We start from the raw sequence: 12,065 nt of genomic DNA, 5'->3' as shown, positions 1-12,065 counted from the left end.
GCCCCACCCCGGGCTGCTGGCATCGGCCGGCATGCCGCCACCGGCCTTCGCAGTCCGCCTGCCGGGTGCCCCGGCAACGCCGGGGCCACACTCGGCCACAGCGCTATCGGGAAGCGGGGGCGCATCGCGGCCCGGTGGCCGCGCCGCCAATCCGGAAACCCCGGCCGGCATGCGCCGATGCCGCGCCTGTCGCAGGCCCGCGATGCCGGCTGCGCAGGCAGCCGCCGGCATCGGCAACGCGCCGCCTTTCCCCGTCCAAAAGAAAAGGCCGCCCCGGAGGGCGGCCTTTCTTTCGATCGCGACGCCGTCGGACCTCAGTGCATCATGTGGTAGTTCATGTTCCACATGACCCACAACGTGCCGGCGACGATGATGCCGATCACCACCACGGTGAACAGGCCGGCATTGACGTTCCAGCGCGCGGCCGAGGAGCGGTCCAGGTGCAGGAAGAACACCAGGTGGACCAGCAGCTGCAGCACGCCGGCGACCAGGATCACCAGGGCGGTGGCCAGGGTCGAGGACAGGCCGCCGCCCATCACCACCCAGAACGGGATGATGGTCAGGATGGCGGCCAGCACGAAGCCGATCAGGTAGGACTTGACGCTGCCGTGGCTCTCGCCGCCGGCGCCGTGGTCGTGGTTGTCATGTGCGGACATCAGAGGGCTCCCGACAGGTAGACGACAGAGAACACGCCGATCCAGACCAGGTCCAGGAAGTGCCAGAACAGGCTCAGGCACGCCATGCGGGTCTTGTTGGTCTGGGTCAGGCCGTTCTGCTTGAGCTGGATGAACATCACCAGCAGCCACAGCAGGCCGGCGCTCACGTGCAGGCCGTGGGTGCCGACCAGGGCGAAGAACGCCGACAGGAAGGCGCTGTGGTCCGGGCCGTAGCCCTCGTGCACCAGGTGGCTGAACTCGGTGATTTCCATGTACATGAAGCCCGCACCCAGCAGCCAGGTGACGGCCAGCCACGCGAACATCAGGCCGGTCTTCTTCTGGTGCATGGCGATCATGCCCAGGCCGAAGGTCAGCGAGGACACCAGCAGCAGCGCGGTTTCGCCGGCCACGAACTTCAGGTCGAACAGCTCCTTCGCGCCGGGGCCGCCGTTGGTGCCGCCGGACAGCACCACGTAGGTGACGAACAGCGAGGCGAAGATGAGCAGATCGCTCATCAGGTACACCCAGAAGCCGAAGACGGTGTTCTCGCCCGCGTCGTGGTGGTGCTCGTGGTCGTGGCCATGCTCCGCCGCGTGCGCGGCGTGGCCAGGGTTCAGCGTGTGGGCGGTCGTGCTCATGCCTTCACCTCGGTCTTCACCAGCCCCTGGGCTTCCAGGTGGCGGCGATGTTCGTTTTCGATGCGTTCCACTTCGGCGGCCGGCACCCAGTAATCCACGTCCTTGTCGAAGGTGCGCCAGATGAAGGCGCCGATCATGCCGACCAGGCCGATGATCGCCAGCCACCAGATGTGCCAGATCATCGCGAAGCCGAACACCAGGCTGAAGGCGCCGATCACCACGCCGGCGCCGGTGTTGCGCGGCATGTGGATGTCGCTGTACCTGGCCGGCTTCGGCCAGGCCTCGCCGCGCTGCTTGCGCTCCCAGAAATCGTCCAGTTCCTCGCCCTTGGGCAGGGTGGCGAAGTTGTAGAACTGCACCGGCGAAGCGGTTTCCCACTCCAGGGTGCGCGCGTCCCACGGGTCGCCGGTCAGGTCCACGTTCTTCTTGCGGTCGCGGATGGAGACCACGATCTGGATCAGCTGGCACAGGATGCCGGCGCCGATGATGAACGCACCGATCATCGCGACCACGAAGTACGGCTGGTAGTCGGCGTTCGGGTAGCTCTGCAGGCGGCGGGTGACGCCCATGAAGCCCAGCACGTACAGCGGCATGAAGGCCACGTAGAAGCCGATGAACCAGCACCAGAACGCGCGCTTGCCCCAGGTCTCGTCCAGCCTGAAGCCGAACATCTTCGGGAACCAGTAGGTGATGCCGGCGAACATGCCGAACACCACGCCGCCGATGATGACGTTGTGGAAGTGCGCGATCAGGAACAGCGAGTTGTGCAGCACGAAGTCGATGGCCGGGATCGCCAGCATCACGCCGGTCATGCCGCCGATGACGAAGGTGACCATGAAGCCGATGGTCCACAGCACCGGCGAGGTGAAGTGCACGCGGCCGCGGTACATCGTGAACAGCCAGTTGAAGATCTTCACGCCGGTCGGGATCGAGATGATCATCGTCGTGATGCCGAAGAAGGCATTGACGTTGGCGCCCGAGCCCATGGTGAAGAAGTGGTGCAGCCACACGATGAAGGACAGCACGCCGATGCAGGCGGTCGCGTACACCATGCCCTTGTAGCCGAACAGGGTCTTGCGCGAGAAGGTGGCGATGACCTCGGAGAACACGCCGAACGCCGGCAGCACCAGGATGTAGACCTCCGGGTGGCCCCAGATCCAGATCAGGTTGATGTACAGCATGGCGTTGCCGCCGGCGTCGTTGGTGAAGAAATGCATGCCCAGGTAGCGGTCCAGGGTCAGCAGCACCAGGGTGACGGTCAGCACCGGGAAGGCGGCGATGATCAGCACGTTGGTCACCAGCGCGGTCCAGCTGAACACCGGCATGTGCATCAGCTTCATGCCCGGGGTGCGCATCTTGAGGATGGTGATGAAGAAGTTGATGCCGCTCAGCGTGGTGCCCAGGCCCGAGACCTGCAGGCCCCAGATGTAGTAATCCACGCCGACGCCGGGACTGTATTCCCTGCCCGACAGGGGCGGGAACGCCAGCCAGCCGGTCTGCGCGAACTCACCCACGCCCAGCGAGATCATCACCAGACCCGCGCCGGCCACGAACAGCCAGAAGCTGAGCGAGTTGAGGAACGGGAAGGCCACGTCGCGCGCGCCGATCTGCAGCGGCACGACCAGGTTCATCAGGCCGGTGATCAGCGGCATCGCCACGAAGAAGATCATGATCACGCCGTGGGCGGTGAAGATCTGGTCGTAGTGATGGGGCGGCAGGTAGCCCTCGGCGCCGCCGGCGGCGACGGCCTGCTGGATGCGCATCATGATCGCGTCGGCGAAGCCGCGCAGCATCATGACGAAGGCGACGATCAGGTACATCGCGCCGATCTTCTTGTGGTCCACCGAGGTGAACCACTCGTTCCACAGGTAGCCCCACAGCTTCGCCCGGGTGAGAAGGCCCAGGATCGCGAGGCCGATCAGCGCGGCCGCGCCGAGCGTGATCATGATGATCGGCTCGTGGTACGGGACCGCTTCGATAGTCAGTTTGCCCAGCATTGTCATTCTCCCGAGGCGCCGTGCCCGGCATGGGCGGCGTGCTCGTCAGCGTTGTGTCCGGCGTCGCCGGCAGCGTCCGGCCGGCTGTCGCCGGCGTCGTGGCCGTCATGGCCCTCGTGCGCGGCGGCATCGTGCGGCGCAGCCGCGTGGTTGTGCGTCTTCATGCCGAAGTGGCGGTTCTCGCCCATGTGGCGGGCGAGGATCCAGTCGAACAGGCCGGCCTCGGTGCGCCCGTAATAGGTCACCGGATACCAGTCGTGGTTCTTCTCCGCGCCCAGTTCGCCGAACGCGGCCTTGTCCAGCGTCTTGTCGCCGGCGCGGACCTTGTCCAGCCAGGCGCGGTACTGTTGCTCGCTCACCGCGTGCGCGGTGAAGTGCATCTTGTTGAAGCCGGCGCCGCTGTAATGCGAGGCCATGCCCTCGAACGCGCCGGCCTCGTTGGCGACCAGGTGCAGCTTGGTCTCCATGCCCGCCATCGAATAGACCATGCTGCCCAGGCGCGGGATGAAGAACGCGCTCATCACCGTGTCGGAGGTGATCTTCAGGTTCAGCGGCGCATCGACCGGGAAGGTCAGCTCGTTGACCACGGCCACATTCTCTTCCGGGTAGACGAACAGCCACTTCCAGTCCATCGAGATCGCCTCGACCACGACCGGCGCGTGTTCGGATTCGATCGGCCGGTAGGGATCGAGCGCGTGCGAGGAGCGCCAGGTCAGCACCGCCAGCACCAGCACGATCATGCACGGGATCGACCACACCACCACTTCGATGGCGGTGGAATGCGACCACTTCGGCTCGTAGCGGGCCTTGGTGTTGGAGGCGCGGTACTTCCACGCGAACGCCAAGGTCATCACGATCACGGGAACCACGACCAGCAGCATCAGCACCGTGGCGGTGATCAGCAGGGTCTTCTCGTCGTGGCCGATCTGGCCCTTGGGGTTGAGGATGGCCGCGTCGCAGCCCGCCAACAGCGCGGACAAGGCAAGCAGCAGGCCCGGACGCAGGCTGCGTCCAAGTGATTTCAACGGAATCATCGGTCGATCCAATTGCGAGGGGGGGCCTGGTCCGGCACTCCCTTGCACGCTTGCGCGGAACGACCACCCGATGGATTGCCCACCGGGGAAAACGTATACGGGACTGCCGGATTCAGCTCGGCAATTCTAGGCTTCGCCCATCACTTTAGAAAGGCATTGACAATGATCCAGCGCAGCTGGAGCCCGGTTCAGCATGCGACATGTTGTCGCACCTGCGCGCAGTGCGGCATTTCGTTGCCTCCCGGTGGCCGTTGCCGGCCACCGGGAGGGTATTGCCTGGGTCAGAAGCGGTAGCCCAGGCCCAGCATGACGCCGTTCACGGTCTGGCCGTCGCGGCGTTCGCCGACGTAGTCCAGCATCACCGACAGGCGCTCGCTGGCGCGGCTGCTGACGCCCAGGTTCCACGACAGCAGCTGCTCGCCGAGTTCCTGGCTGGCCGCGCCGAAGGTCAGGTCCGGCGCCGCGGTGAAGGCCGAGGTGAAGCGCGCCTGGCTGTCGCGCAGCTCCTTCTGCCACAGCACCCGCGCGTGCGGGGTGATGCGTTCGCCGTTGCGGCCGTCGAAGGTCTTGAACAGCTGCAGGCCGGCGCCCACGCGCAGGCTCTCCAGGCTGCCGCTGCGCCCGGCCAGGGCGCCGGCGCCCTGGCCTTCATCGAAGCGGGCATCGGACAGGCGGGTGTAGTCGACCACCGGCAACAGCGGCTGCACCACCGCGCCGCCGGCAGTGGTGAACGAGAAGCCGTGCTCCAGCCGTGCCGATACCGCGTTGCTGTCGTACTTCGCGCGCAGCGGGGCTTCCAGCCCCTCGATGCCGGCGATGCCGCGGCGGGTGTCGTGGCGCAGGTCGGTGTAGCGCACCGAGGCGGCCACGTAGCCCTTGGCATAGGCCGCGTCCAGGTAGCCGCCGATGTCCAGCGCGCGCACGTCGCCGTGGAAATCCACGCCGTCGCGCGCCTTGGCCGACATGTCGGCCGCGGCCACGCTCACGCCCAGGGCCACCTTGTCGTCGGCCACGCGGGTATCGGCGCCGACCACGATGCCGCCGATGTTCTGGTTCATGCCGGCGACGCTGCCCTGCGCCTTGATCCGTCCCTGGCTGCCGAAGCCGCGGCCCCAGATGCCGACGCCGCGGCGGCTGTCGCCGCCCTGCATGCCGCCCTCGCCTTCGCCATTGGCGGCCGGCTCGACCAGGTGCATGGCCAGCTGGCTGAACAGGCTGCCGTTGCCCATGCCCGGCTGCGCCGAGGCCGCCTGCGCCGCCTGTGCGGCCAGGCCGTCGGCGTCGCCGCCGTTGCTGCGCAGGTCGAACTGGTGGTGCTGGATGACGCTGCCGATGCCGCCGACCAGCGCGGTGTCAGCCAGCTGCAGCGTGGCGTGCGCGTCGCCGCGCAGCGCGCCGGCCTGCTGCCGGATCGCGTCGCGGTCGGCGAACTGCAGCGCGCCCAGCAGCGGCTTCATGCCGGCGCGCCCGGCATTGGCGGCGGCGGCCAGGGCGCGGCCCAGCCCGTCGCCGGACTGCGCGTTGGCGAACAGCCCGGTCTGCTCGAAGCCGGTGTTGGCGGTCAGCCACAGGCCTTCGGCGGTCTGGTGCACGTTGAAGCTGAGCAGGGAGTTGTGGCGCGGGCGGAACACCTCGCCGTCGGCGATGCTGGCGCTGTAGCCGGCGTCGCCCAGGCGCGCGACCTGCTGGAACCCCTTGTAGCTGCCAGCCATGTAGATCGGCCCGTCGATCAGTTCGCGCGTGTACCCGGCGCCGTAGAAGCCTTCGGCGACGTTCAGCGCCAGCTGCGCGCCCGGGGCCACGACCAGCGCGCCCTCGTTCATGCCGCCGTCGTAGAAGTCGCCCACGCGCAGGCGGCCGGCCGCGGCACCGCCGGCCTCGGTCACGTCGAAGGCGACCAGCGAACCCGGCTGGATGTTGACGTAGCCGTGGGTGGTGAGGTCGCCGCCGCGCGGCATCAGCAGCCCGTTGACGACCACGCGGCTGAAGCCGTCCTCGCGCCACGAGGGACCGCTGGCGTCGAGTAGCGCGTCGGAATCCATCGTCGCCGAGGCGATGTCGCCATGGCCGATCAGCGCGCCGTCGCGCTGGACGCGCAGCTCGGTGGTGCGCAGGGCGCCGCCTTCCAGGGCGATCGCGCCGCTGTCCACCCGCATCAGGTCGGCGCCGGTGGTCGCCGCGGTCCGCCAGATCGCGCCGTTGCCGATGCTGATGACGCCGGCGGAGTTGGCCAGGGCCGAGACGTCCAGCTCGTCCAGGCGCAGCTTGGACCGCAGCATCTCCTGGATGCCCGGATCGCTCAGGTAATCCTGGATCGAGAACTGGCCGATGCCGTTGGGGCCGTTCTGCGCCAGGTTGTAGATGGTGACGGCGAGGTTGATGTAGGTGGTGCCGTATTCCTCGTCGTTCCAGCGTGCGAAATCGTCGTCCACCAGGGCCTGCAGCAGCCGCCCGGTACGCAGGTAGCCGGGGTTGATGTCGCCGGTCACATTGGACGTCACCCGCAGGGTATCGCCCGGGTTGTTGTAATCGGCCGAGGTCATGATGTTGTTGTTGAACATGTCCTGGCCGGGGAAGGTCTGGCTCGCGCGGCCGCTACCGTCCGGATCGAAGCTGACCGAATCGCCGCGGGTGCGCGCCGGGTCGGAGAAGACCAGCAGGCCGTTGGGCTGGGTGACCTGGAACAGCGCCTTGTACAGCAGTTCCTCGTCCATGCCGCCACCGTAGTTGCCGGTGTAGATGCCGAACATGCGCGGCGACGGCCCGTAGGTCACGCGGCCGCCGGAGCTGGCTGCGTGGATCTGCACCGAGTCGACTTCGGTTGGCAGGTCGCCGGCCATGTAACGCTCCACGCCGCCGGACTGCATGATCGAGCAGGAGGAAATGCAGTGGCCGGAAACGATCGTGTTCAGGCCGGCGGTGCGGATCACCGCCTGCAGCCATTCGCCGCTGATCAGCGCGCCGCCGTTGGAGGTGCGCAGCACCACTTCGCGGAACGGCCTGCCTTCAGCCTCGGCCTTGGCCAGCATCGCCGGCAACGCCACGATGTCCGCCAGGGTGACGTCGCCGCTCAGGAAGATGCGGTCGCCGTTGACGTGGACCGTCATCGCGTTCGCGTCCGCGGCCATACCGAAGGCGGCGGTGGCCAGCATTCCGGACAGCGCCATACTCAATACCGATCGTTTCATTCGCACTTCTCTCTCCATGGTGGCGGCGGGCAATCCCGCCCATCCCGCGCCTGCGGGACCAGAGCAGAACGTGGAACGGTGGCGTTCACCCCCGGTCGTCCCGTCGCATGAAAATGAACATGTTCATTCATGCGCTGACACTCGGCCTCGGCGCTTCCCGCCGGCGCCACCCTGCGTACACTCTCCGCACCCTTCGTCTCCGGATCGTCCGACTGCCTCCTTTCCCAGCCACGGCCGACGACACCGCGCACGCCGCCGCCGGCGACGCCTTCGCGCGCTTCCTGCGCGAACAGCGCGAGCCGCTGCGCGCCTTCCTGCGCGCGCGCGGCGCCAGCGGGGAGGACGCCGAGGACATCGTGCAGGACTGCATGGAGCGGCTGATCCGCTACCGGCAACATCCGCAGGAAGAACTGAAGCTGCTGCTGTACCGGATCGCGCGCAACCGCCTGGCCGACCGCGGCAGGTCCCCGCATGCCACGCCGCACCTGCCGCTGGCCGAGCACGACCTGCCGAGCGAAGCGCCGTTCTCCACGCCCGGGCCGCTGCGCCAGGCCGAGTCGGGGCAGATGCTCAACGCCCTGCGCCAGGCGCTGCTGAAACTGCCCGAGCGCTGCCGCGAGGTCTACCTGCTCAACCGCATCACCGGCATGAGCTACAGCCAGATCGCCCGGCATCGCGGCATCACCGCCAAGACCGTCGAGAAACACGTCGCGCGCGCCCTGCAGGGACTGCGCCGGGAACTGGGCGCGGACGCCTTCGGCATGGGCGGGGAGGAATGATGGACCGCGATGCACCGACCCGCGACGCACTGTTCGCCCGGGCCGCGGCCTGGGTGGCGCGGCTGGACGCCGCCGACTGCTCCCGCGCCGAACGCCAGGCCTTCGAGGACTGGCTTGCCGGCGATCCGGCCCGCGTGCGCGCCTGGACCGAGGCGGAACGGCTGCATGCGCGCGCGGCGTCGTTGCGCAATGACCCGTGGCTGCGCGCCGGCGCGCGCCACGTGGTGCGGCGGCCGCCGCTGTACCGGCGGCCGCTGTTCGGGTTCGCCGCCGCCGCGGCGCTCTGCCTGGCGGTGGGCATCGGCTGGGCCTGGACCACCGACGGCAATCCCACCCTGCACACCTACGTGAACAGCGGTGCCGCCCCACAGCAGCAGGTCCTGGAGGACGGCAGCGTCGTGGTGCTGGACGCGCACACGACCCTGACCGCGCGCTTCGGCTGGCGCAGGCGCGGCATCGAGCTGCAGCGGGGCCGGATGCAGCTGCAGGTGGCGCCGGCGCGGCAGGCGATGCGGGTGCAGGCGGGCAACAGCACGCTGCGCGACATCGGCACCACGTTCCAGGTGGAGCGGCTGGACGACGGCCGGATCGACGTCGCCCTGCTCGAGGGCGCGCTGGAGATCGACAGCCGCGGCGCCGAAGGCATGCGCCGCGCGCTGCGGCCGGGGCAACAGCTGCAGGTGCAGCCGTCCGGCCGCATCGCGCCGGCGCAGCCGCTGTCGCGGCAACAGGCCGAAGGCTGGCCGCTGGGGCGGCTGGTGTTCGACGCCACGCCGCTGCCGGTCGCCCTCGCGCGCATGAACCGCTACACGCCCACGCGCGTGGTCCTCGGCGATCCGGCGCTGTCCGCGCTCGCGGTCAGCGGCACCTTCGGCGCCGGCGACCAGGCCGCGCTGCTGTCCGCCCTGGAAGAAGGCTGGTCGATCACCCGCCACGCCCGCGCCGACGGGACGCTCGAACTGCGCCGCAGGCAGTGAGCGTGGCGATGGAGGAATGGCTTGGCCGGCTGCGCCGGACCGCATTGTGCCTGGCGCTGCTGGCGCCCTTGGCGGCCGTGGCCGCCGATGCAGGCGACACGGTGGACTACCGGGTGGCGAACGGGCCGCTGGCGCAGGCCCTGCGCGAATGGTCGCGGCAGGGCGGCACGCCGCTGCTGTTCGACGCGCGCGAACTGGCCGGGCTGGACAGCGCCGGCATCAGCGGCGCGCTGACGCCCGAAACCGCGCTGGAAAAGCTGCTGCGGGGCCTGCCCGTCCGGCTGTCGCGTTCGCCGGGCGGGATATTCACGGTACGCCGTACCGCCGCGCGGGAACGTGCGCACCCGCCGGCGCCCGCCCGCCGGCCTGCGCGCGCGCCGGAGCAGGCCACGCCGGCGGAAGTGGAGCTGGCTCCGGTACACGTCACCGGCAGCCGGCTGCCGCGCACCTCGCTGCAGGCGACCATGGCGGTCGACGTCATCGAGCGCGAGGACATCCGCCGCAGCGGCTACGGCTCGCTGTTCGACCTGCTGCGCCACCTGCCCGGCATGAACGGGCACCCGCCAGTGGACGCGTCCCGCGACGGCGACTCGCCCTACCTGCCCGGCGCGGCCGCCGCGGCCACCAGCCTGGATGGCATGGGTCCGCGCGCCACCCTGTTCCTGGTCAACGGCCGGCGCCTGCCGCGCTACCCGATGGTGTCGCTGCGGCAGGGCGCGCTGACCGACCTGGGCAGCATCCCGCTGAGCTTCGTCGAACGCATCGAACTGGTCCGCGGCGGCGCCTCGGCCATCTATGGCGCCGACGCCATGGCCGGCGTGGTCAACATCGTGCTGCGCGACCAGGCCGACGGGCCGGAAGCCATGCTGCAGACCGGCATCAGCAACCAGGGCGATGGCGCCCAGTACCGGATGCAGGCCGCCACCGGCCGCGGCGGCGCCGGCGACGACTGGTTCCTCGGCATCGACCTGCAGCGGGCCGACCACGTCGCCGGCGACCGCCGCGACTGGCATCGCGAACGGCAGCGCTATCCGATCGGGCTGCTCACCCGCGACGGCTACTACCTGCCGGCCCAGCTGTGCCCGACCGGGATGCGCGAGGACAGTGGCTGCTGGTACGACAGCTCGCGCCCGCGCTCGCTGCAGCCGGCGACGTCCGCCGCCGCCGTGTACGCGCACTGGCGCCACGACGCCGGCGACGGCCTGCACGCCCATGCCGAACTGCGCGCCAGCCATGCCCGTCAGCGCTATGAACTGGGACCGACGGCGGCCGCCCTGCGCCTGGGCGGCGGCGACCTGATCAACCATGTGTTCCAGGAAGGCGGCATCGTGCGCCCTACGATCCGCAGCCTGGAGATCGACCTGGCCGCCGGCATCGGCCGCGACCGCGGTGACAGGGGATGGGACGCGGGCCTGGGCCGGCAACGCAGCGCGACCGCGTTGACCACCGAGGGCGCGGTGCGCACGGCGCGGTTGTTCGATGCGGTGGCGGATGGCTACTTCCCTGGGTTCACGCCCTTGGACCCGACGCTGCGCGATGGTCTGTTCCCCACCACCCGCAACCGCGGCCGCACCGACCAGTGGCTGGCCTGGTGGGGCACGCGCCGCGAGCTGGGCCGCCTGGCCGGAGGCGCCGCGCAACTGGCCAGCGGCATCGACCTGCGCCACGAGACCTGGACCTCGCGCCCGGACCGCCTGCTCGAAGAAGGCGAACTGGCGCTGGGCCTGCCGACCGAGCGCCGCCGCCTTTCCCGCCAGAGCAGCGCCGCCTATGCCGAACTGGGCCTGCCGCTGGCCGTCCCCGTGCGCGTGGACCTGGCCGCGCGTCTGGACCACGACGCCGGCGACCTTTCGTTCTCGCCCCGCGCCGGCCTGCGCTGGAACGTCTCGCCGGCCTGGTCGCTGCTGCTGTCCGCCAGCCGCGGCTACCGCGCGCCCAGCCTGTTCGAGCGCCGGCGTCCGCCCGGCTATTTCGGCACCGAGGCGGTGGCCTGGTCGCCGGACATGCCGCCGTGCGCGCACCCGGCGGACGACGCCTGCCTGGTCGACGTACAGGTCGTCGAGAACGCAGGCGTGAAGGCCGAAACCTCGCGCAACCAGTCGCTGGGCGCCCTATGGAATCCACGGTCCGACCTGAACCTGTCGCTCACCCACAACCGCGTCGAGCTGCGCAACGAGATCCTGGCCCTGCGCCCGGCCGACGCCGGCTGGAACGCCGATACCTGGCTGCTGGACGACAGCGGCCGGCTGCGGTCGCTGCGCCTGTCCTTCGACAACATCGGGCGGACGGTCTCGCGCAACTGGGTGCTGCACGGCGACTACCTGCATGCCGCCGGCGCCGGCCAGTGGCGGTTCTCGCTCGATGCCATCCACCAGCAGGCGCTGCGCCGCCGCGAACGCGCCGGCGACCGCTGGATCGACCTGCGCGGCCACCCCACGCCGGGCACCGCCGCCACCGCCTCGCTGCAATGGCAGGGTGCGCGCTGGGGAACCGCGCTGCATGCGCGCTACGCCGGCAGTACCCGCGCCTGGCAAGCGGGCGCCGCCTGCCCTGCCCCGCAGCGCGGCAACGGCCATTGCAGCAACCCCGCGCAACTGCGCTGGAACCTGCATCTCGACCGCCGGATCGGCACGCGGCTCTCCGCCGCGCTGGACATCCTCAACCTGCTGGATACCAAGCCGGTGGACTACCTGCCCGGCAACGGCGGCCTGGCCACGGGCCAGGACGATCCGCTGGGGCGCTACGTCCAGGTGACCCTGCAGTTTCACTGAAGCGAATTCTCCGACAATCCGCTCC

Annotated in this window: 8 protein-coding genes; 3 read left to right on the top strand and 5 right to left on the bottom strand. The window is 69.7% G+C overall.

Annotation, left to right across the window (positions count from 1 at the left end; genetic code table 11):
• Positions 1-314: 314 nt before the first annotated feature.
• From cyoD to CQ393_RS13100, 5 genes are all read right to left on the bottom strand, one after another.
• Positions 315-656: a cytochrome o ubiquinol oxidase subunit IV gene (cyoD, locus tag CQ393_RS13120; protein WP_153192001.1), complete on the bottom strand. Its 342-nt coding sequence runs from the start codon at positions 654-656 to the stop codon at positions 315-317.
• Positions 656-1,294, bottom strand: a complete 639-nt coding sequence (gene cyoC, locus CQ393_RS13115) for a cytochrome o ubiquinol oxidase subunit III (RefSeq protein WP_153192000.1) — start codon at positions 1,292-1,294, stop codon at positions 656-658. Before cyoC ends, cyoD begins: the two co-directional genes overlap by 1 nt.
• Positions 1,291-3,291 (bottom strand): cytochrome o ubiquinol oxidase subunit I, encoded by a 2,001-nt coding sequence (cyoB, locus tag CQ393_RS13110; protein ID WP_153191999.1) that lies wholly within the window; start codon positions 3,289-3,291, stop codon positions 1,291-1,293. Before cyoB ends, cyoC begins: the two co-directional genes overlap by 4 nt.
• Positions 3,292-3,293: 2 nt before the next feature.
• Positions 3,294-4,325 carry a ubiquinol oxidase subunit II gene (gene cyoA / locus CQ393_RS13105; protein WP_153191998.1) on the bottom strand — a complete coding sequence of 344 codons (1,032 nt, stop codon included), beginning with the start codon at positions 4,323-4,325 and terminating at the stop codon, positions 3,294-3,296.
• Positions 4,326-4,606: 281 nt separating this feature from the next.
• The gene (locus tag CQ393_RS13100; RefSeq protein WP_153191997.1) at positions 4,607-7,513 is read right to left on the bottom strand and encodes an autotransporter outer membrane beta-barrel domain-containing protein; all 2,907 of its coding nucleotides are present in this window, start codon (positions 7,511-7,513) and stop codon (positions 4,607-4,609) included.
• Positions 7,514-7,725: 212 nt separating this feature from the next.
• Here CQ393_RS13100 and CQ393_RS13095 point away from each other — a divergent pair, with 212 nt between their 5' ends.
• The 3 genes from CQ393_RS13095 to CQ393_RS13085 are packed head-to-tail and all read left to right on the top strand — an operon-like array spanning position 7,726 to position 12,040.
• Positions 7,726-8,292: a sigma-70 family RNA polymerase sigma factor gene (locus tag CQ393_RS13095; RefSeq protein ID WP_228114532.1), complete on the top strand. Its 567-nt coding sequence runs from the start codon at positions 7,726-7,728 to the stop codon at positions 8,290-8,292.
• Complete coding sequence (locus tag CQ393_RS13090) at positions 8,292-9,269, top strand: FecR domain-containing protein (protein WP_153191996.1); 978 nt, start codon at positions 8,292-8,294, stop codon at positions 9,267-9,269. Before CQ393_RS13095 ends, CQ393_RS13090 begins: the two co-directional genes overlap by 1 nt.
• An 8-nt stretch (positions 9,270-9,277) precedes the next feature.
• Positions 9,278-12,040 carry a TonB-dependent receptor gene (locus CQ393_RS13085; protein WP_153191995.1) on the top strand — a complete coding sequence of 921 codons (2,763 nt, stop codon included), beginning with the start codon at positions 9,278-9,280 and terminating at the stop codon, positions 12,038-12,040.
• The last annotated feature ends 25 nt before the right edge of the window (positions 12,041-12,065 follow it).

The organism is Stenotrophomonas sp. MYb238 (assembly GCF_009496535.1).
Taxonomy (GTDB): Bacteria; Pseudomonadota; Gammaproteobacteria; order Xanthomonadales; family Xanthomonadaceae; genus Stenotrophomonas.
Note: the sequence above shows the minus strand (reverse complement) of the source record. Positions and strands in the feature narration are given on the sequence as shown.

Bases quoted from the DNA above. Each gene is read 5' to 3' on its own strand.
- cyoD (WP_153192001.1), bottom strand. From the start codon at position 656: ATGTCCGCACATGACAACCACGACCACGGCGCCGGCGGCGAGAGCCAC.
- cyoC (WP_153192000.1), bottom strand. From the start codon at position 1,294: ATGAGCACGACCGCCCACACGCTGAACCCTGGCCACGCCGCGCACGCG.
- cyoB (WP_153191999.1), bottom strand. From the start codon at position 3,291: ATGCTGGGCAAACTGACTATCGAAGCGGTCCCGTACCACGAGCCGATC.
- cyoA (WP_153191998.1), bottom strand. From the start codon at position 4,325: ATGATTCCGTTGAAATCACTTGGACGCAGCCTGCGTCCGGGCCTGCTG.
- CQ393_RS13100 (WP_153191997.1), bottom strand. From the start codon at position 7,513: ATGAAACGATCGGTATTGAGTATGGCGCTGTCCGGAATGCTGGCCACC.
- CQ393_RS13090 (WP_153191996.1), top strand. From the start codon at position 8,292: ATGGACCGCGATGCACCGACCCGCGACGCACTGTTCGCCCGGGCCGCG.
- CQ393_RS13085 (WP_153191995.1), top strand. From the start codon at position 9,278: ATGGAGGAATGGCTTGGCCGGCTGCGCCGGACCGCATTGTGCCTGGCG.